24 protein-coding genes are annotated in these 25,797 nt (G+C 67.7%); 6 read left to right on the top strand and 18 right to left on the bottom strand.

The annotated features are described in order from the left end of the window. Positions 1 to 86: 86 nt before the first annotated feature. The 10 genes from moeB to ndk all read right to left on the bottom strand — a co-directional run bounded on the left by moeB (position 87) and on the right by ndk (position 10,488). Positions 87 to 1,226 (bottom strand): molybdopterin-synthase adenylyltransferase MoeB, encoded by a 1,140-nt coding sequence (gene moeB / locus ACFOM9_RS05545; RefSeq protein ID WP_386707114.1) that lies wholly within the window; start codon positions 1,224 to 1,226, stop codon positions 87 to 89. Between the two features lie 187 nt (positions 1,227 to 1,413). Continuing rightward, positions 1,414 to 2,649 (bottom strand): molybdopterin molybdotransferase MoeA, encoded by a 1,236-nt coding sequence (locus ACFOM9_RS05540; protein WP_386707112.1) that lies wholly within the window; start codon positions 2,647 to 2,649, stop codon positions 1,414 to 1,416. 16 nt (positions 2,650 to 2,665) lie between these two features. After that, positions 2,666 to 3,256, bottom strand: coding sequence for a molybdenum cofactor guanylyltransferase (mobA, locus tag ACFOM9_RS05535; RefSeq protein ID WP_386707109.1), 591 nt, complete (start codon positions 3,254 to 3,256; stop codon positions 2,666 to 2,668). A 265-nt stretch (positions 3,257 to 3,521) separates the two neighbouring features. After that, the gene (der, locus tag ACFOM9_RS05530) at positions 3,522 to 4,937 is read right to left on the bottom strand and encodes a ribosome biogenesis GTPase Der (RefSeq protein WP_386707106.1); all 1,416 of its coding nucleotides are present in this window, start codon (positions 4,935 to 4,937) and stop codon (positions 3,522 to 3,524) included. A 173-nt stretch (positions 4,938 to 5,110) separates the two neighbouring features. Then, positions 5,111 to 6,325, bottom strand: coding sequence for an outer membrane protein assembly factor BamB (gene bamB / locus ACFOM9_RS05525; RefSeq protein WP_386707377.1), 1,215 nt, complete (start codon positions 6,323 to 6,325; stop codon positions 5,111 to 5,113). Positions 6,326 to 6,339: 14 nt separating this feature from the next. Next, complete coding sequence (locus ACFOM9_RS05520; RefSeq protein ID WP_386707103.1) at positions 6,340 to 6,972, bottom strand: YfgM family protein; 633 nt, start codon at positions 6,970 to 6,972, stop codon at positions 6,340 to 6,342. 168 nt (positions 6,973 to 7,140) lie between these two features. Next, a complete protein-coding gene (locus ACFOM9_RS05515) occupies positions 7,141 to 7,950 on the bottom strand; it encodes a helix-turn-helix domain-containing protein (protein ID WP_386707100.1) in 810 nt (269 codons plus the stop codon). Then, positions 7,950 to 8,678 carry a type IV pilus biogenesis/stability protein PilW gene (locus ACFOM9_RS05510; protein WP_386707375.1) on the bottom strand — a complete coding sequence of 243 codons (729 nt, stop codon included), beginning with the start codon at positions 8,676 to 8,678 and terminating at the stop codon, positions 7,950 to 7,952. The genes ACFOM9_RS05515 and ACFOM9_RS05510 overlap by 1 nt, the downstream gene beginning before the upstream one ends. Before the next feature lie 73 nt (positions 8,679 to 8,751). Beyond that, positions 8,752 to 9,921, bottom strand: coding sequence for a 23S rRNA (adenine(2503)-C(2))-methyltransferase RlmN (rlmN, locus tag ACFOM9_RS05505; protein WP_386707097.1), 1,170 nt, complete (start codon positions 9,919 to 9,921; stop codon positions 8,752 to 8,754). Between the two features lie 141 nt (positions 9,922 to 10,062). Continuing rightward, positions 10,063 to 10,488, bottom strand: a complete 426-nt coding sequence (gene ndk / locus ACFOM9_RS05500) for a nucleoside-diphosphate kinase (protein WP_386707094.1) — start codon at positions 10,486 to 10,488, stop codon at positions 10,063 to 10,065. 211 nt (positions 10,489 to 10,699) lie between these two features. On the opposite strand from ndk, the gene ACFOM9_RS05495 reads away from it, so the two are divergent. The 3 genes from ACFOM9_RS05495 to ACFOM9_RS05485 all read left to right on the top strand — a co-directional run bounded on the left by ACFOM9_RS05495 (position 10,700) and on the right by ACFOM9_RS05485 (position 15,199). Then, the gene (locus ACFOM9_RS05495) at positions 10,700 to 11,317 is read left to right on the top strand and encodes a TetR/AcrR family transcriptional regulator (protein ID WP_386707091.1); all 618 of its coding nucleotides are present in this window, start codon (positions 10,700 to 10,702) and stop codon (positions 11,315 to 11,317) included. A gap of 185 nt (positions 11,318 to 11,502) precedes the next feature. After that, the gene (locus tag ACFOM9_RS05490) at positions 11,503 to 13,875 is read left to right on the top strand and encodes a 3-hydroxyacyl-CoA dehydrogenase/enoyl-CoA hydratase family protein (protein WP_386707088.1); all 2,373 of its coding nucleotides are present in this window, start codon (positions 11,503 to 11,505) and stop codon (positions 13,873 to 13,875) included. 118 nt (positions 13,876 to 13,993) lie between these two features. Next, positions 13,994 to 15,199: an acetyl-CoA C-acyltransferase gene (locus tag ACFOM9_RS05485; RefSeq protein ID WP_386707085.1), complete on the top strand. Its 1,206-nt coding sequence runs from the start codon at positions 13,994 to 13,996 to the stop codon at positions 15,197 to 15,199. A 137-nt stretch (positions 15,200 to 15,336) separates the two neighbouring features. Here ACFOM9_RS05485 and galU read toward each other — a convergent pair whose 3' ends face one another. From galU to cmk, 8 genes are all read right to left on the bottom strand, one after another. Then, on the bottom strand, positions 15,337 to 16,239 hold the full coding sequence (galU, locus tag ACFOM9_RS05480) for a UTP--glucose-1-phosphate uridylyltransferase GalU (RefSeq protein WP_386707082.1): 903 nt from the start codon (positions 16,237 to 16,239) through the stop codon (positions 15,337 to 15,339). Then, positions 16,236 to 18,146: a polysaccharide biosynthesis protein gene (locus ACFOM9_RS05475; RefSeq protein ID WP_386707079.1), complete on the bottom strand. Its 1,911-nt coding sequence runs from the start codon at positions 18,144 to 18,146 to the stop codon at positions 16,236 to 16,238. The genes galU and ACFOM9_RS05475 overlap by 4 nt, the downstream gene beginning before the upstream one ends. Beyond that, positions 18,143 to 19,171: a hypothetical protein gene (locus ACFOM9_RS05470; protein WP_386707077.1), complete on the bottom strand. Its 1,029-nt coding sequence runs from the start codon at positions 19,169 to 19,171 to the stop codon at positions 18,143 to 18,145. Before ACFOM9_RS05470 ends, ACFOM9_RS05475 begins: the two co-directional genes overlap by 4 nt. 9 nt (positions 19,172 to 19,180) lie before the next feature. Beyond that, the gene (gene lapB, locus ACFOM9_RS05465) at positions 19,181 to 20,359 is read right to left on the bottom strand and encodes a lipopolysaccharide assembly protein LapB (RefSeq protein WP_386707074.1); all 1,179 of its coding nucleotides are present in this window, start codon (positions 20,357 to 20,359) and stop codon (positions 19,181 to 19,183) included. A 1-nt stretch (position 20,360) separates the two neighbouring features. Further along, positions 20,361 to 20,633 (bottom strand): lipopolysaccharide assembly protein LapA domain-containing protein, encoded by a 273-nt coding sequence (locus ACFOM9_RS05460; protein WP_386707071.1) that lies wholly within the window; start codon positions 20,631 to 20,633, stop codon positions 20,361 to 20,363. Between the two features lie 76 nt (positions 20,634 to 20,709). After that, positions 20,710 to 21,015 carry an integration host factor subunit beta gene (locus ACFOM9_RS05455; RefSeq protein WP_386707068.1) on the bottom strand — a complete coding sequence of 102 codons (306 nt, stop codon included), beginning with the start codon at positions 21,013 to 21,015 and terminating at the stop codon, positions 20,710 to 20,712. A 66-nt stretch (positions 21,016 to 21,081) separates the two neighbouring features. Further along, entirely contained in the window at positions 21,082 to 22,776 is a 1,695-nt protein-coding gene (gene rpsA / locus ACFOM9_RS05450) for a 30S ribosomal protein S1 (RefSeq protein WP_386707065.1), read from the bottom strand. Positions 22,777 to 23,079: 303 nt separating this feature from the next. Next, on the bottom strand, positions 23,080 to 23,754 hold the full coding sequence (gene cmk, locus ACFOM9_RS05445; RefSeq protein ID WP_386707062.1) for a (d)CMP kinase: 675 nt from the start codon (positions 23,752 to 23,754) through the stop codon (positions 23,080 to 23,082). Positions 23,755 to 23,911: 157 nt separating this feature from the next. On the opposite strand from cmk, the gene ykgO reads away from it, so the two are divergent. The 3 genes from ykgO to ACFOM9_RS05430 all read left to right on the top strand — a co-directional run bounded on the left by ykgO (position 23,912) and on the right by ACFOM9_RS05430 (position 25,728). Beyond that, positions 23,912 to 24,037 (top strand): type B 50S ribosomal protein L36, encoded by a 126-nt coding sequence (gene ykgO, locus ACFOM9_RS05440; RefSeq protein WP_005913193.1) that lies wholly within the window; start codon positions 23,912 to 23,914, stop codon positions 24,035 to 24,037. 258 nt (positions 24,038 to 24,295) lie between these two features. After that, the gene (locus tag ACFOM9_RS05435; RefSeq protein ID WP_386707372.1) at positions 24,296 to 24,625 is read left to right on the top strand and encodes a hypothetical protein; all 330 of its coding nucleotides are present in this window, start codon (positions 24,296 to 24,298) and stop codon (positions 24,623 to 24,625) included. Between the two features lie 71 nt (positions 24,626 to 24,696). Then, positions 24,697 to 25,728 carry an agmatine deiminase family protein gene (locus tag ACFOM9_RS05430; protein ID WP_386707046.1) on the top strand — a complete coding sequence of 344 codons (1,032 nt, stop codon included), beginning with the start codon at positions 24,697 to 24,699 and terminating at the stop codon, positions 25,726 to 25,728. Positions 25,729 to 25,797 lie beyond the last annotated feature (69 nt).

Here is a 25,797-nt window from a genome sequence, read left to right as displayed (position 1 = left end):
CGTGGCGGCGACGACTGCCCGGGGGCTGTGGCGTCGCGAACGTTCGCGATGTTGTCGCTGAAGCCGCTCCTGCCAGCGTTTTCTGGTCAGGAGCCGCTGCAGAACGCGGCGTAGTCGATGTAGCCGGGGAACGGCCGCGCCGGGGCGCACAGCGCGCAGTCGGGATCAGGCGGCAGGCGCGTCTCGCGGAAACGCATCGACAGCGCATCGAAATGCAGCAGCCGTCCGGCAAGCGGCTCGCCGATGTGCAGCAGAAGCTTGAGCACTTCGGTGGCCTGCAGCATCCCGATCACGCCCGGCAGCACGCCCAGCACGCCGGCTTCGCTGCAATTGGGCGCGGCTTCCGGCGGCGGCGGCTCCGGGAACAGGCAGCGATAGCACGGCGCCACGCCGCGCCGGCGGCCGGCATCGAAGACGCTCACCTGCCCTTCGAAGCGATGCACCGCGCCGTAGACCAGCGGCTTGCCCAGCTTCACGCAGGCATCGTTGAGCAGGTAGCGGACCGGGAAGTTGTCGGCGCCGTCGAGCACCACGTCGACCTCTTCGAGCAGGCGCTCGACGTTGGCCGACGTCACCCGCTCGGCGACCGCCTCGACGCGGGTGCGGGGGTTGAGTGCCGACAGCCGCGTTTCGGCGGAATCGACCTTGGGCATGCCGATGTCGGCATCGACGTGCAGCACCTGGCGCTGCAGGTTGCTGCGCTCCACCACGTCGTCATCGGCAATGCGCAGGTGCCCGACGCCAGCGGCGGCGAGGTAGAAGGCGGCCGGCGAACCGAGCCCTCCGGCGCCGATCATCAGCACCCGCGCCAGCTCCAGCCGACGCTGGCCGCGCGTGCCGATCTCCGGCAGCAGCAGGTGCCGTGAATAGCGGTCGTGGAAATCCTGGTCGATCGCGGCGCCGGTGTCGGGCCGGGTCATCGGCAAGCCATCGGCAGTCCAGCGCAGCGTGCCACCGCGCACCGACACCACGTTGCGATAACCCAGCCGCTGCAACACCTCGGCGGCGAGCATCGAACGCCCGCCGCTCTGGCAGATCAGCACCAGTTCGGCGTCGGTATCGGCGAAATGGAACGACGGATCTTCTTCCAGTTCGGCGCGCGCGATGCCGCGCGCACCTTCGGCCATGCCGAGTTCGCGTTCGTGGTCCTCACGGACATCCACCAGCACCGCACCCTGGGTCAGTCGCAGCTGTGCTTCGCGCGGGGTGATCTCTGGAATCGCCATGGTCTGATTATCGCGAAAAATGGCCGCCGGAACCGGCGTTCCACCGCGTTCCATCGCCGGGTACCCCCGCTGGTCGGGCCGCCCGCCCGGCAGGAACGCGCTGGAGCGGCTCGGCGCCAACTGCTGCCTTGGCCCACGATGTCGGGATAGAGCAGTTCGCCGCTGCAAGCAGGCGAAGGCTCCGGGCTCAGTACGGCAGCACTTCGACAACCGTGCCGGCGGGATACTCGCGTGCACCCTCGGCGAGCACGATCAGCGCATCCGAATCCGCCGCCGCCTGCATCCGGTGCGAGCCGTCGGCGGGATCGGGTTCCACCTCCAGGCTGCCTTCGTCGCGCGAAAGAAACCGCCCGCGCAGAAATTCCAGGCGCTCGTGCGCCTTGTGCCAGGGTGACGCCAGGCGCGCGCGCCAGCGCGGCCGTGCGGCCGCCCTGCCCTGCATGGCATCCAGCAGCGGCCGGCCGAGCGCCAGATAGGTCGCCAGCACCGACACCGGATTGCCCGGCAGGCACAGGAACAGCGCATCGCCGAATCCGCCGCCATCGGCAAGCAGCACGGGCATCCCGGGCTTCATGCGCACCTTCCAGAAATGGATTGCGCCGTGCGCCTGCAGCAGCGCCGGAATGTGGTCCTTCTCGCCGGCCGAGACCGCGCCGCACGTCAACACAAGGTCGAAAGCGTGGCCGGCGTGGCGCAGCGCGGATTCGACCTGTGCCGGATCGTCGGGCAGGGTCGGCCATGCGACCGGTTCCAGGCCGTCCGCGCGCAACAGGCCCATCAGCTGTTCGCGGTTGGAGTTGTAGATCTGCCCGGGCGCGAGCGGCAGGCCGGGTTCGACCAGTTCGTCGCCGGTGGTGAACACCGCCACGGTCGGACGTCGCGCGACCTCGAGTTCGGCCCTTCCCTGCGAGGCGGCCAGCGCGATGCGCGCGGGCGTCAGCGCTTCCCCGCCCCGCAGCAGGGACTCTCCCGGCTGCGTATCCTCGCCGGCGCGACGCACGTGCTGCCCCCGTTTCGGGGCGACGAGGACGAAGACGCGATCGCCATCGAGCCGGGTGTTCTCCTTCATCACCACCGTGTCGGCGCCTGCCGGCAGCGACGCGCCGGTGGTGATGCGCGCGCACTGGCCTGCGGTGATCGCAAGGTCGATCGCGCGCCCGGCGAATTGTTCGCCGACCAGGCGCAGCACGGCTTCGCCGCCGGCCTGCAGGTCGGCATGGCGCAGCGCGAAGCCGTCCATCGCCGAGTTGTCGAATGGCGGCTGCGGGATCCGCGCCGCCAAGTCACCGGCGAGAATGCAGCCGTGCGCGCGCGCCAGCGCGACACGCTGCGCCGGCACGCGATGCGCGGCGGCGACGCGCTCGACGATGGCGATGGCCTCCGCGTAGGCGATACGGGTCGGAAACGCGCTGGCTTCGGACATGCCGCGTGCCTCCAGGTCAGGACGCAACGCCGGCGGCGTCGAGGTCGTCGGGCGTGTTGAGGTTGCCGAAACACAGGCCGGAAAAACGTACCTGCGCCATGCCCATGCGCGATTGCAGCGCGTGCACGGCGTGGTCGCCAGACGCCACCGCGGCGGCCGCCGCTTCGCGCAGCGCGGCAGCGGGCCATAGCGCGATGAGCGGTTGCGGGCCGTTGTCGTCTTCCGCCCAGGCGCCCTGCGCTCCGGCCGCGAGCAGGCTGCGGACCAGGCAATCATTCACCCCGATCACGTCCACCGGCACCGTCAGCAGCCAGGACGTCTGGCAGGCGGCGGCCAGCGCATCGATGCCGCCAAGCGGGCCGATGCCCGCGACCCGATCGTGTATCGCGCGCAGTCCGTGCGACAGATAGCGTTCGGCGTTGCGGTTGGCGCTGACGATGGTGGCTTCCACCTCCGGCGCGAGCCGTTCGGCAAGCGCCAGCACCAGAGGGTTGCCGGCACGCGACATCCAGGCCTTGTCGCGCCCGCCCAGGCGCGTCGCCTCGCCGCCGGCGAGGATGCCGAGGGTGATGGCATCGTCGTGCGTGGGTACGGAACGGACGGTCACGGGTTGGCACTACCTGCGGGGAGATTCGCGAACAGGATAAGCCTTCGTCAACGGCCGGCGGGGTGATCGTTGCGCCTTTCTGCCGTTGTTGAGGCATGCACGTCGGTGCAACCACGAGTCGGCAAACCTCATGGGGGTGCTTCCGCACGCTAGCTCTTCGGTTCGGGCAGGAGAGATCAAAAGCTCGCGGCTTAAGCCGCTCCCACAGTGACGTCCAGGTGCACGGCCAAGGCGGGTTCGCGCCGCTGGAGCGCGGAGCGTGGCGTCACTTGCCGCGCTTGGCGTGCCGGATGAGTCGCTTCTTCTTCGCCACCTGGCGTTCGGTCAACACGTTCTTGCGGTCCTTGTACGGATTCTCGCCTTCCTTGAACACGAACCGCACCGGCGTGCCCACCAGCCTGAAGCGCTTGCGGAAGAAGTTCTCGAGGTAGCGGCGGTAGGTCTCCGACAAGGTCCGCAGCCGCGTGCCATGGACGATGAAGGTCGGCGGATTGTCGCCGCCCGGATGGGCGAAACGCAGCTTCGGGACGTGCCCACGGACCACCGGTGGCGGATTGGTTTCGTAGGCGATTTCCACCGCCCGGGTCACCTCGGCGGTGCTGAACACGCGCGTCGCCGATGCATGCGCGCGATGGATGGCGCCGAACAGTTCGCGCAGGCCAGACCCGTGTTTCGCGCTGATGCGCACCGCCTCGGCCCACTGCACGAAGGCCAGCTTGCGCGACAGCAGGGCTTCGACCTGTTCGCGCTGGTAGTCGCTCAGGCCGTCCCACTTGTTGACCGCGACCACCAGCGCGCGGCCGGCGTCGAGCACCGCGCCCAGGACGCTGGCGTCCTGCTCGGTCACCCCTTCGCTGGCGTCGAGCATGATCACGGCGACCTGGCACTGCTCGATCGCCTGCAGGGTCTTGATGATCGAGAATGTCTCCACCGCCTCCTCGACCTTCGCCCTGCGGCGGATGCCGGCGGTGTCGACCAGGCGGTACTTGCGTCCGTCGCGCTCCAGGTCGACCGCCACCGAATCGCGGGTCGTGCCCGCGACGTCCGAAGCGATCATGCGTTCCTCGCCGAGGATGCGGTTGACCAAGGTCGACTTGCCGACGTTGGGGCGGCCGACAAAGGCAACGCGCACGCGCTCGGGATCGTCGTCCAGGATTTCCGCGTCGCCGTCGGCGGGCAGCTTGGCCAGCACCTGCGCCAGCAGTTCGTCGAGACCCTGCCGGTGCGCGGAGGAGATCGCGAGCACGTCGGAAAATCCGTAGCGCGAGAACTCGGCCAGCGCTGCGCGCGCATCGACGCCGTCGGTCTTGTTGACCACCAGAAACGTCGGGCGCGAGGCCTTGCGCAGCCAGCGCAGGATGTCCTCGTCCAGTGCCGACGGGCCCTCGCGGCCATCGACGATGAACAGCACCAGATCGGCTTCCTCGGCCCCGGCACGCGCCTGGCGCGCCGTGGCGCCGGCGAGATTGCCGCTTTCCAGGTGGATGTTTTCGCCCGCAATGCCGCCGGTATCGACCAGCACGAATGGCCGCGCCTCGTCGAGCCGGCACACACCGTAATTGCGGTCGCGGGTCACCCCGGGTTCGTCGTGGACCAGCGCGTCGCGCGTGCGCGTCAGCGCATTGAACAGCGTCGACTTACCGACATTGGGGCGACCGACCAGAGCGACGAGGGGAAGCATGGGTGCGGTCCTGGGAACGGGAAATCGGGATCGGGAATCGATGGCGATCCGCGATGGTTCCGATGATCCGATCCCGGCGATTGATCCTTGGTGACGACAGCCGCGACGTTGCGGAACTGACGGATGCAGCGCGGGATCGCACGGGCGATCCCATCTGTTCTGTTGCGGCCCGCTTACTGCCCCAGGCGGTAGGCGTTGAGGCCGCCGTCGGTGTCTTCGGCAATGAGGATGCCGTCGGCCACGACCGGAGTGGCCCGCAGCGGGTCCCTACCGGTACGCACGCGCGCGGCCAGTTCGCCGGTATCGAGCTTGAGCCAGTGCAGGTAGCCCTCGAAATCGCCAACCACTGCATAGTCGCCGTGGATCGCCGGCCCGGTGAGGTTGCGTCGCGCCATCGATGGCTGCGACCACAGCGCGGTGCCGGTGCCCTTGTCCAGCGCCCAGACGGTGCCGTCCGGATCGGTGACCAGCACCCGGTCGGATGCGAGGCCAACCCGACCCGCCCCACCGCTGTCGTGCGCCCAGAGGGGGCGCCCGCTCGGCGCTTCGATCGCCATCGTCTGGCGCTTGAAACTGGTGGCATACAGGGTGGCGCCGTCGAGCATGGGCGTGCCGTCGACATCGGCCATGCGCTCGAGCTCGGTGCGTCCGTCGGGCTGCGCGACCACCTGGTTCCACAGTTCGCGGCCGTCGGCCAAGGCCAGCGCCGAGATCGTCCCGTCGTCATTGCCGACGAAGACATAGCCCGGGCCGAGCGTGGGGGCGTCGTTGCCGCGCACGGTCAACAGCGGCATGTCGCGGCTCCAGAACCAGCGACGCTCGCCGGTGGCCGCGTCGAACGCGGTGACCCGGCCGTCGTTGGAGCGCACGAAGGCCATGCCCTGGCCGACCGCAGGCGCGGCGATGACTTCGTTGTCCACCTTGGCCTGCCACTTCTCCGCGCCAGTGGCCGCGTCGAGAGCAATCACGTCGCCTTCGAGTCCGCCGACCACGACCACGCCGTCGCCGACCCCGGGGCCACCGGACAACTCAAGCTCGGACTCGTAGGTCCAGATCGTGGCGCCGGTCTGCAGGTCCAGCGCACGAACGCCGCCCTCCACCGCCGCAGCGTAGACACGGCCATCGGCAACCGCCGGGCCCTGCTGGACGCCGAGCAACCCCTCGCCCTTGCCGGCCTTTGCCGACCAGAGCTTGCTGACGGTCGCGGATGGCGCGAATTCGGCCAGCTCCGCGGGTTCCGGACCCTTGTCCTTCTTGCTGCCGAACCAGCCCTTGATGGTGCTGCACCCGGCCACGGCGAATACGCACAGCAACACGACGGCGGCGCGCGCCGGCAAGTTGCGTCGGGGCGCGGCAAGCCGTCGGGTGGTTGTCGTCGCTTGCGTCATCGAATCCATCTTCATCAAATCCGCGCCTCGGGTTTGGCGGCCGAACCGCCGACGTCGGTGAGCTTGAGTTCCACCAGGCGACGTCCGGGCGAGGCAACGTCGAGCTTGGCCAGGACTTCCGTATAGGACTTGCGCGCATCTTCGCGCTTGCCGAGCGCCACCTGGGCGTCGCCGCGGACTTCGAGGGTGGCCGGATCGTCCTCATTGCCCAGGACCTTCAGCGCCTCGCCGGCCTTGCCGGAGTCGATCAACAGCCGCGCCAGGCGCCGCTTGATGACCTGCTCCAGCACCGGGTTGGGCGACTGCGCGGTACGCAGGGTGGAGATCGCCGCGTCACGTTGTCCGGCTTCGACCTGCGCCTTGGCAAGGTCGAGCACCGCCAGCGGAGCGTAAGGCGTGTCGTGCAGCGCCGCGGCCTGCGACTGCGCCTTCTTGATGTCCTTGGCTTCGAGGCTCTTGAGCATCGCCTGATAATCGTCGCCGGCCCGCATGTCGCTGGCGGCCTGCTTGCCGCCCCACCACTGCCAGCCCAGGATCAGCGCCAGTCCGACGATGATGCCGCCGATCAGGCCGGCCCCGTTGCTGCGTAACCAGGCCAGGACGCGTTCGCTTTGTTCGTGTTCGTCGAGCAGGTCGTCGATTGCCATGGGAAAACTGCGTCTCTCCCGCCCGCCGGCGTGCGTGGGGCGTCATTGAAATGGGCTGGCCGCGGCGGGCCGACACTACCAGACCAGCCGTGCGCGAAGCCGGCTGGCCATGGCCTGGATTCATGCGCCGTTGCCGGAACGCAGGAACTCGCTGGACCCGCTTGCGGGTCAGTCGGAGACCGGCGCGAGGGAACCGTCAGAGGATACCGTAAAGCGCGCCACGTTCGCTCGCATGTAGGGCGCCAGCTCGCGGACCTGGCCATTGCTGCGCACCTCGACGGCGGAGGCGTTGCCCAGTACCAGACGGCCAACCTCGCCGGCCGGATAGCTGCGGGTATCCCCTGCCTTGAGCAGGGCTTCCTCGACGCTGTGGCCGTCGGTCCCGACGACCTGGACCCAGCTGTCGCCGGTGAATCGCAGCGACAGCGTCGGCGCCACGGGCGCGTGGCGCTGCGGCAGCGAGGCCATCGAGGCCACCACCGTGGAGGGCTCGGCGGGCGCGGGATCAGGCGCCGCCGGATTCGCGGCGAGCTTGTCCGCGGGCAGGTCCAGCAGCGCGGCGGTGTCCTGGATGCCGGCCACGTGCGACTGCGTCGCGACCCAGACCGGCAGGATGATCAATGCAGTGATCACGATGTACACCAGCCGGCCGCCCACCTGGTCGACGATGCGCTGCATGCGCGGCGTCTGCGTCCTCGGCACCAGCCGGGTCGGTTCGATCGGGGCCACCCCGGACGCCATCTGCACCGGCTGCACCGGCAGGCCGAGCAGGCGCGAATAGCTGCGCAGCTGGCCCCGTACGAACACCGGCGCGCCGATGCGCTCCCAGTCGTCCGCCTCGAGGGCTTCGATGATGCGCGAGGTCATCTTCAGCCGCGCGCCGACTTCGGCCACGGTCAGGCCCGCGGCCTCGCGAGCGGCGCGCAGACGCTGGCCACAGCCGCGTTCGCTGTTCGCCGAATCGTCGTTGGGCGACATCATTGACTGCTATCCCCGGGTTGGAGCGTCCCCATTTGCGGAAATTCCGTCCGCAAACGCTGAACATAACGAGCGGCGGCGGCCCTGTCGCCAAGTTTTTCTTCAATCTGTGACGCAAGTAGGAGCGCGGCGGCCGTTGCCGGTGCAGCCGCCAGGCGGCGCTCCGAAAAAGCGCGCGCGTCCATGTAGTGGCCGGTGCGGTACTGGTAGTCGGCCATCGCCGCCAGCGCGGTGGCCTCCGTGGGGTCCAGCGACAGCGCTTCGCGCAGGTCGCGCTCCACCCGTCCGGCCTGTCCGGCCTGCAATGCGCAGGAGCCGGCATTGGCCAGCGCTGAAGCGCGCTGGCGGTAGGTCGCGTCGGTTAGAGCGCGGTCGAACCAGGCCAGCGACTCGGCCGCACGCCCGTTGCTGCACAGCCAGGCGCCGTAGTTGTTGAGGGCCGCGCCCTGCTGCGGCGCAAGCTCCGCCGCCTTCGCGTAGTAGCCTCCGGCCTTCGCCGAGTTTCCGCGCCGGTCCTCGACCACGGCCAGCAGCGTATTGGCATCCGCCGACCCGGCATCGATCTTCAACGCCGCGCGGGCCTGCGACTCGGCCTCCTCCAGCTTGTCGATCCGCAGCGCATTCGCGGCCAGGACGAGGTGGCTGCGCAACTGCGTCTTCTGCTTGGCACCGGGGTCGTCGCGGAATTCGTAGGTTGGCGACGTGCGCTCGTAGTCGCCGCTGCCCATGCTCGGCTTGATGAAGGTCAGCCGCGAGCAGCCGCTCGCCAGCAGCAAGATCGAAACCGCGCAGGCGACGGCGCTATGCAGGCGCACTGCTGCCTCCGGTCCCGCTTGCATCCGCCTGCGCCTGCAGCCGCTTGTTGTGTTCGGCCTGGCGGCGGGTGCGGTCGGCCACCTGGCCCTTGAGCTGTCCGCAGGCCGCGTCGATGTCGTCGCCGCGCGTGCGCCGCACCATGGTCAGCACCTGGGCGTCGAGCAGCGATTTCTGGAACGCCCGGATGTCGGCCTCGGTCGAGCGTTCGAAGCGCGTGCCCGGGAACGGATTGAACGGGATCAGGTTGACCTTGCCCGCGTCCTTCATCTGCACCGCGTTGTCGAACTGCCGCATTAGGCGCGCCAGCTGGCGCGCGTGCGTCGGCTGGTCATTGACGCCCTTCATCAGCGTGTACTCGAAGGTGATGGAGGCCCGCGGCTTGCGCATCACGTAGCGTTCGCAGGCTGCCATCAGTTCGGCGATCGGATACTTCTTGTTGAGCGGCACGAGTTCGGTGCGCAGCTCGTCGTTCGGCGCGTGCAGCGAGACGGCGAGCGACACGTCGCTCTCCTCGCCCAGGCGGTCGATCATCGGCACCATGCCCGCGGTCGACAGCGTCACCCGCTTGTTGGCCAGGCCATAGCCGAGGTCGTCTCGCATGATGCTCATCGCGCGCACGACGTTGTCGAAATTCATCAACGGCTCGCCCATGCCCATCATCACCACGTTGGTGAGCTTGCGCATCTTGTGCGGCACGTTGCCCAGGTGGCGCGCGGCGACCCACACCTGGCCGATGATCTCGGCGGTGGACAGGTTGCGGTTGAAGCCCTGGGTGGCGGTGGAACAGAACTGGCAGTTGAGCGCGCAGCCGACCTGCGATGACACGCACAGCGTGCCCCGTCCCTTGTCGGGGATGAACACCGCCTCGATCGCGTTTTTGCCGTCCATGCCGAGCAGCCACTTGTGGGTGCCGTCGGTGGAAGGCTTCTCGAACTGGACCTGCGGCACGCGCACTTCGGCGTGTTCCTCGAGCTTGGCACGCAGCGCCTTGCCCAGGTCGGTCATCTCGTTGAAGTCGGTGACGTGGCGATGGTGGATCCACTTCATCACCTGGTGGGCGCGGTAGCGTTTTTCCCCGAGCGTATCGGCGAAAAAGCGCTCCAGGCCCTCGCGGTCGAGGTCCAGCAGGTTCTGCTTGGCTGTGGATTCGTTCACTGGACTTCTGAAACGAAAGCGTTTGCCGCGGATCGACGCGGATGACACGGATCAAAGCGCGAGGATCGGCTGGCGCATGTCGCCCGACCCATCTTCGCGCTCGCGCTATTCGCGTTCATCCGCATGATCCGTGGCAGGACATCAACGTGCGTAAACGTCCGTTGACGGGAAGAAATATGCGATCTCGACGGCGGCCGTTTCGGCGGCGTCGGAACCGTGCACGGCATTGGCGTCGATCGAATCGGCGAAGTCGGCGCGGATCGTGCCAGCCGCGGCGTCCTTCGGGTTGGTGGCGCCCATCAACTCGCGGTTCTTCGCGATGGCGTTGTCGCCTTCGAGCACCTGGATCATCACCGGGCCGCTGATCATGAATTCCACCAGCGCGTTGAAGAACGGACGCTCGCGGTGCACGGCGTAGAAGCCCTCGGCTTCCTTGCGGGAGAGATGCTTCATCTTCGCGGCGGCGACCTTGAGGCCGGCCTTCTCGAAACGGGAATAGATTTCGCCGACAACGTTCTTGGCGACGGCGTCGGGCTTGATGATCGAAAGGGTGCGCTCCAGCGCCATGGGATTTTCTCCGGTCAGGCGGGCCGCAGGGCGGTGCGGCCCACAGGGTAACATGGAAAAACCCGCGTACGGACGCGGGTTTAGCCGACTTGGCTGCCAGCGATTCTAGCCTAAATCGCGTTTCCACGCACGCGTTCCCGCAGGCCGTGTTTGACGCCATGGCCTTGCCGGGACTACGATCAAACAAGCGTTTGATTCGTTCAGGGGCTCCATGGCCAACACGCAGTTCTCGACCAAGGACCGCATCCTCGGCGCCGCCGAGGAGCTGTTCGCCCAGCATGGCTTCAGCGGCACGTCGCTGCGCCAGGTCACCAGCCGCGCGGACGTCAATATCGCCGCGGTCAACTACCACTTCGGCAGCAAGGAGAACCTGGTCACCGAGGTGTTCCGCCGGCGCATGGACGAGATGAGCGCCCAGCGCTTGGCGCGGCTGCGGCAGGCGCTCGAGGAAGCGCCGGGCGAACTGGAGGCGATTCTGGCGGCCTTCGTCGAGCCTGCCCTGGCGCTGGCGCAGGACCGCAACGGCGGCGGCGCCTTCATCCGCGTCATCGCGCGCGCCTACGCGGAAAAGAACGATGGCCTGCGCAAGTTCCTGTCGGAGCGCTATGGCCACGTGCTGCGCGACTTCGCCCGGGCGATCGCGACCTGTGTCCCCGAACTCAACAAGGAGCAGCTGTACTGGCGGCTGGATTTCCTCGCCGGGGCGCTGACCTACGCAATGGCCGACTTCGGCCTGATCAAGCGCCCCACCGGGGTCAGCGACACCACCCACCGCACCCGCGCGGCGCAGGAACTGATCCGGTTCGCGGCGGCGGGGTTCAAGAGCTGACCTGCCACGGATGGACGCGGATTGATCCAGCGAATTCAAGGCGACGGGGGAACCTCCTCGTCTCCGAGGGTATGCGGTACGCCGCGGACCGATCGGGTGCGCTAGCCCTGCGCAAGAGCCCCTGACACCTGCCCTGTCCGCGCGATTCGCCTCTAAAAGAATTATCTATCACGGAGTTGCAACACATGCCTGATAAATTGCTTGTAAAGCGGGCCGCCGTGCTGGGCGCCGGCGTAATGGGCGCGCAGATCGCTGCGCACCTGACCAATGCCGGGGTCGACACGGTCCTGTTCGACCTGCCCGCGAAGGAGGGCGATCCCAACGGCTTCGTCCTCAAGGCCATCGGCAACCTGGGCAAGCTGAGCCCTGCCCCACTGGCGTCCAGATCGCTGGCGGAGGCGATCGTGCCGGCCAACTACGAGGTTGGCCTGCAGAAGCTGAAGGACTGCGACCTCATCATCGAGGCCATCGCCGAGCGCATGGACTGGAAGCAGGACCTGTACGAGAAGATCGCGCCGTTCGTGGCCGACCACGCGGTGCTGGCCAGCAACACCTCGGGCCTGGGCATCAACAAGCTGGCCGAGGTGCTGCCGGAAAAGCTGCGGCACCGCTTCTGCGGCGTGCACTTCTTCAACCCGCCGCGCTACATGCACCTGGCCGAACTGATCCCGGCCAAGGGCACCGACAAGGCCGTGCTGCAGGGCCTGGAAACCTTCCTGACCACCACGCTCGGCAAGGGCGTGGTCTACGCCCGCGACACGCCCAACTTCATCGGCAACCGGATCGGCGTGTTCTCGATCCTGTCGACCATCCACCACACCGCGCAGAGCGGCCTGGGCTTCGACGAGGTCGACGCCCTCACCGGCCCGCTGGCCGGGCGGCCGAAGTCGGCCACCTACCGCACCTCCGACGTGGTCGGGCTTGACACCATGGCGCACGTCATCAAGACCATGGCCGACACCCTGCCTGACGACCCCTGGCACAAGTACTTCAAGTCGCCGAAGTGGCTGGAGGCGTTGATCGCCAAGGGCGCGCTCGGCCAGAAGACCGGGGCCGGCATCTTCCGCAAGGTCGGCAAGGACATCCTGGTCCTTGACCTGGAGAAACAGGACTACCGCCAGGCCGACCGCGCCGCGGCGCCGGAAGTGGTCGAGATCCTGAAGACGAAAGATCCGGTCGCGAAGTTCGCCAAGCTGCGCGAGAGCCAGCATCCGCAGGCGCAGTTCCTGTGGGCGGTGTTCCGCGACCTGTTCCACTACAGCGCCTACCACCTGGCCGACATCGCCGAAACCGCGCGCGACGTCGACCTCGCGATCCGCTGGGGCTACGGCTGGTCGCTGGGGCCGTTCGAGACGTGGCAGTCCGCAGGCTGGAAGCAGGTGGCGCAATGGATCGCCGACGACATCGTGGCCGGCAAGGCCATGAGCGATGCCCCGCTGCCGGACTGGGTGTTCGACGGGCGCGAGGGCGTGCATTCGGCCGAGGGCAGCTACAGCCCCGGCAAGAACGCGCGACTGCCGCGCTCGGCGCTACCGGTCTACAAGCGCCAGCGCTTCCCCGATCCGCTGCTGGGCGAGTCGTTCGCGCAGGGCGAGACCGTGTTTGAGAACGACGGCATCCGCCTGTGGACCGACGGCGATGACATCGCCGTGGCCTCGTTCAAGACCAAGATGCATACGGTGTCGGATCAGGTGCTTGATGGCCTGCAGGAAGCGGTCGCACGAGCCGAGCGCGACTTTGCCGGCATGGTGATCTGGCAGCCGAAAGAGCCGTTCTCGGCGGGCGCTGACCTGGCCGGGGCCTTGGGCCTGCTGCAGGCCGGGAAGGTGGATGCGTTCGAGGCGATGGTCGCCAACTTCCAGGCCACCAGCCAGCGGATCAAGTACTCGCTGGTGCCAGTGGTGGCCGCGGTCCGCGGCCTGGCGCTCGGCGGCGGCTGCGAGTTCCAGATGCACAGCGCACGCACGGTGGCGCATCTGGAAAGCTACATCGGTTTGGTCGAGGCCGGCGTCGGCCTGCTGCCCGCCGGCGGCGGCCTGAAGGAACTGGCCGTGCGCGCATCAACGGCGGCCGGGCCCAACGGCGACGTGTTCGCTGAGCTCAAGCGCGTGTTCGAGACGGTCGCGATGGCCAAGGTTTCGGCTTCCGCGGTCGAGGCCAGGGAGCTCGGCCTGCTGCGCGAGCAGGACAAGGTGGCCTTCAACGCCCATGAGCTGCTTTACATCGCCAAGCAGCAGGCGCGCGCCCTGACCGAAAGCGGCTACCGCCCGCCCCTGCCCGCGCGCCGCATCCGCGTCGCCGGCGACGTCGGCATCGCCACCTTCCGGATGCTGCTGGTCAACATGCTCGAAGGCCGTTTCATCAGCGCGTACGACGACGAGATCGCCACCCGCATCGCCACCGTGCTGTGTGGCGGCGAGGTCGATCGCGGCTCGGTGGTCGACGAGGAATGGCTGTTGCGCCTGGAGCGCAAGCACTTCGTCGAGTTGGCCCAGCAGGAAAAGACCCAGGCCCGCATCGCGCACATGCTCAAGACCGGCAAGCCGCTGAGGAACTAGGGCTCTTGTGGGAGCGGCTTCAGCCGCGAGCTCTTCCCACATCGTCTTCGTCCTTGAAAAGCTCGCGGCTGAAGCCGCTCCCACGAAAGCTGAAGCATTGAATTCCAGAGAGAACCCTATGACCCGCCAAATCCAGGACGCCTACATCGTCGCCGCCACCCGCACCCCGGTGGGCAAGGCGCCGAAGGGCGTGTTTCGCAATACCCGTCCGGACGACATGCTCGCCCACGTCCTCAAGGCCGTGATCGCGCAGGTGCCGGGCATCGACGTGAACCGCATCGAGGACGCGATCATCGGCTGCGCGATGCCCGAGGGCGAGCAAGGCATGAACGTGGCACGCATCGGCGTGCTGCTCGCCGGCCTGCCGAACACCATCGCCGCGCAGACCATCAACCGCTTCTGCTCCTCCGGCTTGCAGGCCGTGGCGCTCGCCGCCGACCAGATCCGCCTTGGCAACAGCGACCTGATGCTGGCCGGGGGCGTCGAGTCGATGTCGATGGTGCCGATGATGGGCAACAAGGTCGCGCTGTCGCCGAGCGTGTTCAAGGACGACCACGTCGCCATCGCCTACGGCATGGGCATCACCGCCGAGAAGGTGGCAGAGGAATGGAAGGTCTCGCGCGAAGATCAGGACGCTTTCGCCCTCGCCTCGCACCAGAAGGCGCTGGCCGCGATCCAGGCGGGCGAGTTCCGCGACGAGCTCTCGCCCTACGAAGTCGTTTCGCACCAGCCCGACCTTGGCGGCAACACGATCCGGTTGAAGAAGCTCCTGGTCGAAAACGACGAAGGTCCGCGACCGGACACGTCATCGGAAGGCCTCGCGAAGCTGCGCCCGGTGTTCCGCAACGGACACTTCGGCGGCACGGTCACCGCAGGCAACTCCTCGCAGATGAGCGACGGCGCCGGCGCGGTCCTGCTCGCCTCGGAACAGGCAATCAAGGACTACGGCCTGACGCCACTGGCACGCTTCGTCTCCTTCTCGGTGGCCGGCGTGCGACCCGAGGTGATGGGCATCGGCCCGATCGCCGCGATCCCGAAAGCATTGAAGCAGGCAGGGCTCACGCAGGACCAGATCGACTGGATCGAGCTCAACGAAGCATTCGCCGCGCAGTCGCTGGCAGTGATCCGCGATTGCAAGCTCGACCCGGACAAGGTCAATCCGCTCGGCGGCGCGATCGCGCTCGGTCACCCGCTGGGTGCGACCGGCGCGGTGCGCACGGCCACCATCGTCCACGGCCTCCGCCGCCGCCAGCAGAGGTACGGCATGGTCACGATGTGCATCGGCACCGGCATGGGTGCGGCGGGAATCTTCGAGGCGCTGTAGACGCGGAGGCCTAGCCCGCGCGGACTCCCCAGCCGGGGGAAGGCTGGGATCGGGATGGTTCCTTGACGCTGCGACAAATCGCAGCCGGAGCAGGACCATCCCTCCCCTTCCCGGCCCCTTTGAAAAGGGGAACGGTATCAATCGAGGTCGATCACCCCGAGTTCGTGCAGCGTCCGGGCCATGCTGTCACGCGCGGCGTCGCTGATCTTTTCGTGGTCCAGCGCGAAGCGGATGGTCGCCTCGACCAGGCCCAGGTGCGTGCCGCAGTCGAAACGCGTGCCGCGGAAGCGATAGGCATCGATCCGCGACTTCTCGATCAGGCTGGCGATTGCGTCCGTCAGCTGGATCTCGCCGCCGGCACCGCGACCGGTCCTCTCCAGCTGTTCGAAGATGTCACCGGGCAACACGTATCGCCCGACGACCGCGAGCGTGCTGGGGGCGTCCGCAGGCTCGGGCTTTTCCACGATGCGGCGGATCTTGCCGGAGCGGTCGCTGAAGTCGTCGGTCGCCACGATGCCGTAGCTCGCGGTCTGTTCGCGCGGGACGTCCTGGACCGCGATCGCGCCGACGCCGTTGGCTTCGGCATGGTCGGCCATCTGCTTCAGCGCGCCCGGGCCGCCCTTGTTCCAGATCAGGTCATCGGGCAGCAGCACCGCGAACGGCTCGTTGCCGATGACCGGCTTCGCGCACAGCACCGCGTGGCCGAGCCCCAGGGCTTCGGCCTGGGTCACGAACACCGCGCGCACGCCCTCAGGCAAGACGTTGCGCACCAGGTCGAGCTGCCGATACTTGCCCGCCTTCTCCAGCTTCTGCTCGAGTTCGTAGGCCTTGTCGAAATAGTCGGCGACGGCATGCTTGTAGCGATTGGTGACGAACACGAGCGTGTCACAGCCCGCCTCGATGGCCTCGTCGACCGCGTACTGGATCAGCGGCTTGTCGACGATCGGCAGCATTTCCTTCGGAACGGTCTTCGTCGCCGGGAGGAAACGGGTACCCAGGCCCGCGACGGGGAAAACGGCCTTCCTGATGCGTTTGCTCATGTCCTGCGGGATGCTCTTGCGGGGAATGCGACCACCGTCCCGACCTTGCGCGGCAGTTGCGGCGAGTCGGCGGGGACGAACTCTGGGACGGCTTCGCGCAGCAGTGCGGCGAGCGTCTCGACGTCGTAGCGTGCGGTGGCTTCGCGCAGCCGGGCGCAGACGCCATGGATTCTTTCGACCACAACTTCGCGCGCCTCGGCCTGGAGGATCTTGGGGTGCGCGGTCGGTCGATAGCGCTCGTCGGCGTGGAACAGCGTTTCGTGCAGCTTCTCGCCCGGACGCAGGCCGGTATAGACGATCGCGATGTCACGCCCCGGCTGCTTGCCGGCCAAGCGGATCATCTGCTCGGCCAGCAGCCGGATCGGCACCGGCTCGCCCATGTCCAGGGTGTAGATGGCCTGCTGCGAACCGATCGCCGACGCCTGCAGGATGAGCTGGCAGGCCTCCTGGATGGTCATGAAGTAGCGGGTGACCTCCTCGTCGGTCACCGTGATCGGGCCGCCGCTGCGGATCTGCGCGCGGAACAGCGGCACGACGCTGCCGGCCGAATCGAGCACGTTGCCGAAGCGCACGGTGATCAGCCGCGTCGTCAGCGAATCGGCCATCGACTGGCACACCATCTCCGCCAGGCGCTTGCTCGCGCCGAGCACGTTCGCCGGATCGACCGCCTTGTCGGTGGAGATCAGCACGAAGGTGCCGACGCCGGCTTGCAGGCTTTCCTCGATGACCGTTTCGGTGGCGAGCACGTTGTTGCGGATCGCCTCGCGCAGCTGCGTCTCCAGCACGGGCACGTGCTTGTACGCGGCGGCATGGAAGACCGCGTCCGGCCTGGAATTCTCCAGTGCGTAGCGCACCACGGCCGGATCGCCGCAGTCGCCGAGCACCGGCACGCACTGGATCTGCGGGAAGTCGCGGCGCAACTCGGCCTCGGCGGTGATCAGCGCCAGTTCGTCGATCTCCAGCAGCGTGATCTGGCGCGCACCGTGCTTGGCACACTGCCGGCACAGCTCGGAACCGATCGAACCGCCGGCGCCGGTCACCAGCACGCTGCGTCCGCCGAGCCAGCCGCGGATCGACTTCCAGTCCGGAGTCATCGGCTGCCGCCCGAGCAGGTCCTCGATCGCGACCTCCTTCAGTTCGCCCGGCAGGGATCGTCCTTCGAGCAGGTCGTCGAGCCTCGGCACGGTGCGGAACGGCAGGCCCGTGCGTTCGCAGGCCTCGACCACGCGCCGCATGGCGGCGGCATCGATCGACGGCATGGCGATCACGATCAGCTTGGCCGCGGTCTCCGGCGCGATCTTGTCCACGTCCTCGATGCGGCCGAGCACCGGCAGCCCCTGCAGGTGGCTGCCGCGGAGCTTGGCCGCATCGTCGAGGAACCCGACCGGCTGGTAGGCACCGGCGCGGCGCAGGTCGCGCACGAGGGTTTCACCCGCCTGCCCCGCCCCCAGGATCAGCACGCGCAAGGCGGCCTTGTCGGTGCGGGCCAGGCCGTGGTCCTTCCAGGTGCGATACAGCAGTCGCGGCATGCCCAGCAGCGCGGTCAGCACGATCGGATACAGGACCAGCACCGAGCGCGGCACCAGGTCGAGGCGGTTGTAGAGGAACAGCGCCAGCACGATGGCCAGCAACCCGGCCAGGCTCGCCTTGAGGATGTTCAGCAGGTCCGGCAGGCTGGCGAAGCGCCAGACCCCGCGATAGAGGCCGACCTTCCAGAACACGAGCCCCTGGGCGAACATGACCAGCAACGTTTCCGGCGACCAGAACGGCAGGTCGAGGGAGACGATCTCCATGGAATAGCGGAACTGGTTCAGGCCTGCCCAGCATAGCCAGACCATGAACAGGTCGTGGGCCACGATCGCTGCACGCGGCAGCGTAGCCCCCATCCGCAATTTCCAGGCACTCATTCGCTTTGTTTTCCCGGCAAACCCGACCTACGGCCGCAATACGACTGGAACCACAGCCACAGGATCCCTCCCCCCAGGTACCACGCGCTGCCGACGTACATGATAGACGCTCCGGCGCGATCCCGGCTCACCAGGGCGAGCACGCAGCCCGCGATCGCCCATGCTGCATAGGCGAAAGTGACTGGCCAGTGACTGCCGAGCATCCTCGCCCATCGCTGGTACGCGTGCCCGACATGGGGCGTCCACCACCGCTCACCGCGCACGATGCGCGACCCCAGTGTCAAGGCCGCGTCGAGAAGGAAGGCCGAAGCTGGCATCAGCAGCAGCGCCCATGTCGAAGGCGACATGGCCCTGCCCTCACCGGTCGCCGCCAGCACCATGGCCAAGGCCAGCAGGTAGCCGAGCGCGCCGCTGCCGACGTCGCCGAGGAAGATCCGGGCCCGCGGCAGGTTCATCGGCAGGAAACCGGCACACGCAGCGCCCAGCGCCAGCGCGAGCCAGCGCGCGGAGACGTCATCGGCCAGCAGCGCGCAGGCGATCGCCACGACCAGCGCCTGCAGCGATGCGATGCCGTCGATGCCGTCCATGAAGTTCCAGATGTTGACCAGCACCATCGCCAATGCGAACGCGAACAGCGCCGGTAGCACCTGCCCTCCCGACCGCAAGGCGACCACCGCCAGCAGGCCGGATGCGATCGCATGCACCGCCAGGCGCGACCATGGCGTCAGAGGCCGGTGGTCGTCGAGCCAGCCGATGCCAGCGACCAGCAGCAGGCCGGTCGCCGCGAGCGCCATGTCGATCGCCTGGCCATGATCGCGAAACGCAAGCAGGCCCATGGCGGCAAGCAGCGCGATCACGATGCCGATGCCACCGCCGCGCGGCGTCGCCACGGCATGGCTGCGGCGCCCGCCGGGATGATCGAGCAGGTCGCGCCAGAGGGCGTAGCGATAGGCAACGAGGGTGCCGGCCAGGCTGATGCAGGCGAGCAGCACGAGCCAGGCGGTCGCGTCCGGGATTGCCGGCATGTCCAACGATCAAACCACCGCGTAGTTCAGCAGAGGCTTGATCGTGCCCCACTCCTTGCAGCTCGGGCATTGCCAGTGGTGGCTGCGCGCGCCGAAGCCGCAACGGCTGCAGCGGTAGCTGGGATTGCGCACCAAGAGCTGGTCGGTGATGTGCTTGAGGTCCTGCAGGGTCGCCGTGGGGTCGGCGCCCGCCGCGAGGGTCAGGTCGATCAGCGCCGCCTCGCCGCGCACCGAGGGACGGTCCTTGAGCTGGCGCGCCAGGTAGGAGCGGGCGTCGGCAACGCCGTCTTCGGCTTCCACCAGGCGGGTCAGCGCGAGCACGGGCGCGATGCCGCGGTAGTGCTCGCTCATCTCGGAGAGGAAATTGCGCGCGCCGGGGCCGTCTCCGACCCGCTCGTAAGCAGCCAGCAGCGGCGGCAGGACTTCCGGCAGGAACTCCGGATCGTGCCGGGCGGCGCGCTCGAAGGCGCGAATGGCGGCGACGTCGTTGCCCGCATCCACTTCGATGCGACCTTCCAGGATCCCGGCCCGGACCAGGTTGGAATCGGCGGCATAGGCGCGCGCGACCGCCTCCCGCGCCCCGGCGGCATCGCCGGCTGCGCGCAGGCGTTCGGCCAGCTCGCATTCGAACTGGCCGATCAGCTTGCCCATCGGTTCGCCGGTGGCGGCCTCGTAGCGCGAGGCGTTCTCGATCGCCCTGGGCCAGTCGCGCTCGGACTGGTAGATGCCGATCAGGTGCTTGAGCGCCTGCGGCGCACGCTGGTCGATCTTGGCCAGGTCGCTGAAGACGGTTTCGGCGCGGTCGAGCAGGCCCGAGCGCATGTAGTCCTCGCCCAGCGCCAGCAGCGCCTGCACCTTCTGCGCGTCGCTCAGGTCGGGGCGCTGCACCAGGCCCTGGTGCAGGCGGATCGCGCGGTCGACCTCCCCGCGCCTGCGGAACAGGTGCCCAAGCGCGACCTGGGTTTCGAAGGTGTCCTTGTCCAGCTCCGCGATATGCAGGAACAGCTCAATCGCCTTGTCGGGCTGTTCGTTGAGCAGGTAGTTCAGGCCGCGGAAGTAGGTGGTCGACAGCCGGCTGACCTGGGTATCGCTATGGCGTTCGCCACCACGGCGGCCGACCACCCAGCCGCTCAGCGCGGCGATGGGCAGCAGGAGGAAGAGCCAGAACCATTGGGTAATGAAGTCCATGTCAGGAGTCGCCGGGTTGTGGGGTTGCAGGCGCAGTCGGCTGCCGCGCGCGTTCGCGCCGAAGCTGTCGCCGCAGCGGCACCACCACCGAGGCTGCGAGCATCAACCCGCCCGCGACGGCACCGGCGAGCAACGCCACCAGCAGCGATACGCCGAGCGCGGCACGCAGCGTCACGAAACCGAAATCCATGGAAACCGGCTGCGGATTCAATGCGCCCACGATGACGCCGGCGGCGATGCACGACAGGGCAATGATGAATCGGAGCAATCGCATGTGCGTGGGCCCGTGAACCAGGACCCCAAGCTTACGACGAGCCGGCGTACGGTGAGTAGAAGCCGGGGAACCGGACTCAGCCCTCGTCGGCGGGCAACGGCGTGACGCCGCTGACGCGCTCGCGCAGTTCCTTGCCCGGTTTGAAGTGGGGCACGTGCTTGCCCGGCAGCGCGACCGCATCGCCGGTCTTGGGATTGCGGCCGGTACGCGGCGGCCGGTAGTGCAGGGAAAAACTGCCGAAACCACGGATCTCGATACGCTCACCGTGGGCCAGCGACCCGCCCATCATTTCCAGCAGCGACTTCACGGCCATGTCGACATCCTCGGCTTTCAGGTGACCCTGTCGCTGGGTGAGGATCTCGATCAATTCCGATTTGGTCATGGACGCTGTCATCGTGGTGGCGGGCCGATGCGGTGGTCCGGCCTATGCCGGACCACCGTGCAGCGCTTACTCGGACTTGTTCTCGAGCTGCTCGCGCAGCAGCGCGCCGAGCTTGGTGGTGCCGCTGGAGGCATCCGACGACGAGGACGACTTGCTGTACTCGGCCAGGGTCTCTGCGGTCTCGGCTTCGTCCTTGGCCTTGATCGACAGCTGCAGCGAACGACCCTTGCGATCCATGCCGGTGAACTTGGCCTCGATCGTGTCGCCCACCTTCAGGTGGTGGCTGGCGTCCTCGACGCGCTCGTCGGAGATGTCGCGCGCGGCGACATAGCCCTCGACGCCGTCGGCCAGCTCGATCGTCGCACCCTTGGCGTCGACTTCCTTGACCGTGCCGCTGACCTTCGAACCACGCGGATTGGCGGCCATGAACTGGCCGAACGGATCCTGCTCGAGTTGCTTGACGCCCAGGCTGATGCGCTCGCGCTCCGGATCGACCGCCAGCACCACGGCTTCCAGCGTGTCGCCCTTCTTCAGGTTGCGCGCTTCTTCCTCGCCGGTGGAGTTCCAGCTCATGTCGGACAGGTGGATCAGGCCGTCGATGCCGCCGTCCAGGCCGATGAAGATGCCGAAGTCGGTAATCGACTTGATCTGGCCGTCGACCTTGTCGCCCTTCTTGTGGATGGCCGCGAAGGTTTCCCACGGGTTGGAGGTGACCTGCTTGATGCCCAGCGAGATGCGGCGACGCTCTTCGTCCACGTCCAGCACCATCACTTCCATCTCGTCGCCGACCTGCACGACCTTGGACGGATTGACGTTCTTGTTGGTCCAGTCCATCTCGGACACGTGGACCAGGCCCTCGACGCCCGGCTCGATCTCGACGAACGCGCCGTAATCGGTGACGTTGCTGACCTTGCCGAACACGCGGGTGTTGGACGGATAGCGACGGGCGATGTTGTCCCACGGATCCTCGCCCAGCTGCTTCAGGCCGAGGCTGACGCGATTGCGTTCCTTGTCGTACTTGAGCACGCGGACGTCGAGCTCCTGGCCGACTTCCACCACTTCCGACGGATGGCGCACGCGCTTCCAGGCCATGTCGGTGATGTGCAGCAGGCCGTCGATGCCGCCGAGGTCCACGAACGCGCCGTAATCGGTGAGGTTCTTGACCACGCCCTTGAGCACGGCGCCCTCGACCAGCTTCTCGAGCAGCTGCTCGCGCTCTTCCGAATGCTCGCTCTCGACCACCGCGCGGCGCGAAACCACCACGTTGTTGCGCTTGCGGTCGAGCTTGATGAGCTTGAATTCGAGCTCCTTGCCTTCCAGGTACACCGGGTCGCGCACGGGGCGCACATCGACCAGCGAACCGGGCAGGAACGCGCGAACGTCCTTGATGTCGACGGTGAAACCGCCCTTGACCTTGCCGCTGATGCGGCCGGTGATGGTGGCATTGGCTTCGAGGGCTTCCTCGAGCTCGTCCCACACCATGGCGCGCTTGGCCTTCTCGCGCGACAGCACGGTCTCGCCGAAGCCGTTTTCGAGGGAGTCGAGCGCGACCTTGACGATGTCGCCCTCTGCGACGTCGATCTCGCCGTCGTCGTTACGGAACTGTTCGATCGGCACGATGCCTTCGGACTTCAGGCCGGCGTTGATGACCACCACGTCGGTGCGCACCTGGACCACGGTGCCGGTGACGATGGAGCCCGGCTTCAGCTTGGCCAGGTTGGTCTGGCTCTGTTCGAACAGTTCTGCGAATGATTCGGTCATTTGGAAATTACCCGGTTGATGACTCAGACCGCAGGCGCGTGGCGCTTGCCGGTCCACCCGTTGTCGGCTTGCGCGGGATTGCGCGTGGCCGTGAGTGTTGTGGTTGGAAAACCCGGCGGCGGTCCGACGGGGCCTGTAACGCCCTCCCTGAATCGGCGGAGGGATGCGACGCCCTTCCCGAAGGAAGGGTCTGGAACTTCCTTCCCGAAGGGAGGATCTCGCGCGGTCGCGATACCACCGCGACTGCGACTTGTTCATTCGGCCCTTGCACTTACCTTGAGGGGGGAAAGGCCCGAGCAGGCGCTATGCGCCCACCACGTTCAAAACGCGCTCGACGACCTCATCGATACCGATCCCGGTGGTGTCGATGTGGACGGCGTCTCCGGCCGGCCGCAATGGCGCCACCGCGCGGTTGGCGTCCCGGGCGTCGCGCGCGAGAATCTCGCGCAGCAGACCGTCCAATGTAACGGAAACCCCCTTGTCCTTCAACTGCTTATAGCGCCTTTCGGCCCGCTCCCCGGCGCTCGCCGTCAGGAACACCTTGAAGGGCGCATCGGGGAAGATCACCGTGCCCATGTCGCGGCCGTCGGTCACCAGGCCCGGCGGCTGCCGGAAAGCGCGCTGGCGGTCCATGAGCGCGGTCCGTACCTCGGGCATCGCGGCGATGGCCGAGGCCACCGCCCCCGCGGTTTCGGTGCGCAGCTCGTCGGTGGCGTCGTTGCCATTCACCAGCACCCGCAGCTCGCCGCTGGCGTCCTCGCGGAAGTCGATGGCGGTGTCGAAGGTGCAGCGCACCAGGGCCCCGGCGTCGCCGAGGTCGAGGTCGCCCCAGGCCGCCGCCACGCCGACCGCGCGGTACAGGGCTCCCGAATCCAGGTAGTGCCAGCCCAGCCGGCGCGCGACCATGCGGCTGATGGTGCCCTTTCCGGAGCCGGAGGGCCCATCGATGGTCAGGACCGGAACCTCGCTTGCCGTCATCACCTCTCCCCGATCTGCGGTTTGCGGCATTCTACGGGCCCCGACGGGCGGCCAGCCCGCCCTTGCCGAAAAAAATCACCGCAAGCGCTTGAGTGGCCGGGGAATTACCCGCTAGAATGGCGGGCTTGCTCGTCCCAACCCGTCTTTGAGGTATGTCATGAAGGTCCTGTCCTCCCTGAAATCGGCGAAGACCCGCCACCGCGACTGCAAGGTCGTCCGTCGCCGCGGCAAGGTCTTCGTGATCTGCAAGAGCAACCCGCGCTTCAAGGCGCGCCAGCGCTGAGGGATTCCCTCCCCGGTACGCCGGGAGTCGTGCGTGTTGTCGACGAAGGGCCGCAGCAATGCGGCCTTTCGCTGTTTGTCGCGTGCTTTTCGCACGTTTCTGCGGCGCACGCCTGACGGCGCGGCCCGGGATCAAGGCCGGCGGAAGTCCAGACATCGGCGTGACGCCGCGCCCAGTAACCTCGCCGAGGCCACCCGGCCCGCCCGCAATCTGCTACAACGCTGCGGCATTCATCTTCAAGCCTTGGGGGAGTCCGTCATGTCGCGAATCCTGATTTCACTGTCCGCCGCCGCCCTGCTGGGCATGGCCGGCGCCGCCTCCGCCGATGTCCTGCTGGTCGACCGCGTGCAGCAGGAAACCCGGCTGGCCATGCCGACCCGCGGCATGAGCATGGCCCAGGTCGAAGCCCGCTTCGGCGCCCCCAGCGAAAGGCTCGACGCGCGTGGCGGCCAGAAGCGCCAATGGCCCACCATCAACCGCTGGGTGTATCCGGGCTTCGTCGTCTATTTCGAGAAGAGCCGCGTCATCGACGCCGTCGCGCAGAAGGCCGCGCCCAACGAAGTCGGCCCCAAGCCCGCCATCCGCTGAGGCGGAGCGCGCGAGCCCGTTCGACCATCTTGCCCGCGCGCCAGTCGCGCGGGTCTTACACGAAGACCCCCATGTCCAACACCAGGCTGCGCTTCCCCGCCGAATGGGAGCCCCAGTCCGCCATCCTGATTGCCTGGCCGCATGCCGGCACCGACTGGGCCGACCGCCTCGGCGAGGTCGAGGAGACCTATATCGCCCTGGTGGCGGCGATCACCCGTTTCCAGCGCGCGCTGGTGTGCGTCGCCGATGATGACGTCGAGGCCTACGCGCGAGCGCGACTGGCGTCGGCGCGGGTCGACATGGATCGCGTCGAATTTCTCGCGGTGGATTACGACGACACCTGGCTGCGCGACTCCGGACCCATCACGCTGCGCGACGGCAAGGGGTTTCGCCTGCTCGACTTCCGCTTCACCGGTTGGGGCGGGAAGTTCGAGGCCGGTCGCGACGATCGCCTTGTCGAGAGCCTCGACGAAGCGAAGACGTTCCTCAATAGTTCACGGCAACCGATTGATTTTGCACTGGAAGGCGGGGCGATCGAGACCGATGGCGCCGGCACGCTGCTGAGCACGTGGCAGTGCCTGCAGGAGCGCCATCCGGAGACCAGCCGCGAGGACCTGTCGGCGAAGCTGGCCGACTGGCTGGCGCAGGACCGGGTGCTGTGGCTCGATCACGGCTACCTGGAAGGCGATGACACCGACGCCCACATCGACACCCTCGCCCGTTTCGCACCCGGCGACGCGATCGTCTTCCAGGCCTGCGACGACCCCGCCGACTCGCATTACAACGAACTCAAGGCCATGGCCGACGAGATCGCCGCGTTGCGCACCCGCGATGGTCGCCCGTACCGGCTGTTTCCGCTGCCGTGGCCGCAGCCGATCATCGACGGCGGCCGGCGCCTCGCCGCCAGCTACGCCAACTTCCTGGTCATCGACGGCGCTGTGCTGATGCCCGCATACGACGACGCAGCCGACGCCGCCGCCGCCGAAGTACTCGCGCAAGCGTTCCCGGGCCGCGAGATCGTGCAGGTCCCCTGCCGCCCGCTGATCTGGCAGAACGGCAGCCTGCATTGCCTCACCATGCAGCTGCCCGAAGGCCTGGTGTAGACCCGCGGAACAGGCACAGCTTCGTTCCACCCGTACCCGGTCGCCGCCTTGCCCCCGCACCCGGACCCG

The organism is Luteimonas notoginsengisoli, assembly GCF_042648885.1.
Taxonomy (GTDB): domain Bacteria; phylum Pseudomonadota; class Gammaproteobacteria; order Xanthomonadales; family Xanthomonadaceae; genus Luteimonas; species Luteimonas notoginsengisoli.
The sequence above is the reverse complement of the archived record's forward strand: the minus strand, read 5'-3'. Positions and strand labels throughout refer to the sequence as shown.

What these genes read in the sequence shown, in the direction of transcription:
- ACFOM9_RS05430 (WP_386707046.1), top strand. Translation starts at nt 24,697, where the DNA reads ATGTCCAACACCAGGCTGCGCTTCCCCGCCGAATGGGAGCCCCAGTCC.
- ACFOM9_RS05540 (WP_386707112.1), bottom strand. Translation starts at nt 2,649, where the DNA reads ATGTCCGAAGCCAGCGCGTTTCCGACCCGTATCGCCTACGCGGAGGCC.
- ACFOM9_RS05435 (WP_386707372.1), top strand. Translation starts at nt 24,296, where the DNA reads ATGTCGCGAATCCTGATTTCACTGTCCGCCGCCGCCCTGCTGGGCATG.
- cmk (WP_386707062.1), bottom strand. Translation starts at nt 23,754, where the DNA reads ATGACGGCAAGCGAGGTTCCGGTCCTGACCATCGATGGGCCCTCCGGC.
- ACFOM9_RS05455 (WP_386707068.1), bottom strand. Translation starts at nt 21,015, where the DNA reads ATGACCAAATCGGAATTGATCGAGATCCTCACCCAGCGACAGGGTCAC.
- rpsA (WP_386707065.1), bottom strand. Translation starts at nt 22,776, where the DNA reads ATGACCGAATCATTCGCAGAACTGTTCGAACAGAGCCAGACCAACCTG.
- ykgO (WP_005913193.1), top strand. Translation starts at nt 23,912, where the DNA reads ATGAAGGTCCTGTCCTCCCTGAAATCGGCGAAGACCCGCCACCGCGAC.
- galU (WP_386707082.1), bottom strand. Translation starts at nt 16,239, where the DNA reads ATGAGCAAACGCATCAGGAAGGCCGTTTTCCCCGTCGCGGGCCTGGGT.
- ACFOM9_RS05485 (WP_386707085.1), top strand. Translation starts at nt 13,994, where the DNA reads ATGACCCGCCAAATCCAGGACGCCTACATCGTCGCCGCCACCCGCACC.
- ACFOM9_RS05520 (WP_386707103.1), bottom strand. Translation starts at nt 6,972, where the DNA reads ATGGCAATCGACGACCTGCTCGACGAACACGAACAAAGCGAACGCGTC.
- ACFOM9_RS05490 (WP_386707088.1), top strand. Translation starts at nt 11,503, where the DNA reads ATGCCTGATAAATTGCTTGTAAAGCGGGCCGCCGTGCTGGGCGCCGGC.
- bamB (WP_386707377.1), bottom strand. Translation starts at nt 6,325, where the DNA reads ATGACGCAAGCGACGACAACCACCCGACGGCTTGCCGCGCCCCGACGC.
- ndk (WP_386707094.1), bottom strand. Translation starts at nt 10,488, where the DNA reads ATGGCGCTGGAGCGCACCCTTTCGATCATCAAGCCCGACGCCGTCGCC.
- der (WP_386707106.1), bottom strand. Translation starts at nt 4,937, where the DNA reads ATGCTTCCCCTCGTCGCTCTGGTCGGTCGCCCCAATGTCGGTAAGTCG.
- ACFOM9_RS05515 (WP_386707100.1), bottom strand. Translation starts at nt 7,950, where the DNA reads ATGTCGCCCAACGACGATTCGGCGAACAGCGAACGCGGCTGTGGCCAG.
- moeB (WP_386707114.1), bottom strand. Translation starts at nt 1,226, where the DNA reads ATGGCGATTCCAGAGATCACCCCGCGCGAAGCACAGCTGCGACTGACC.
- lapB (WP_386707074.1), bottom strand. Translation starts at nt 20,359, where the DNA reads ATGGACTTCATTACCCAATGGTTCTGGCTCTTCCTCCTGCTGCCCATC.
- ACFOM9_RS05495 (WP_386707091.1), top strand. Translation starts at nt 10,700, where the DNA reads ATGGCCAACACGCAGTTCTCGACCAAGGACCGCATCCTCGGCGCCGCC.
- ACFOM9_RS05475 (WP_386707079.1), bottom strand. Translation starts at nt 18,146, where the DNA reads ATGAGTGCCTGGAAATTGCGGATGGGGGCTACGCTGCCGCGTGCAGCG.
- ACFOM9_RS05460 (WP_386707071.1), bottom strand. Translation starts at nt 20,633, where the DNA reads ATGCGATTGCTCCGATTCATCATTGCCCTGTCGTGCATCGCCGCCGGC.
- ACFOM9_RS05470 (WP_386707077.1), bottom strand. Translation starts at nt 19,171, where the DNA reads ATGCCGGCAATCCCGGACGCGACCGCCTGGCTCGTGCTGCTCGCCTGC.
- ACFOM9_RS05510 (WP_386707375.1), bottom strand. Translation starts at nt 8,678, where the DNA reads ATGGGCAGCGGCGACTACGAGCGCACGTCGCCAACCTACGAATTCCGC.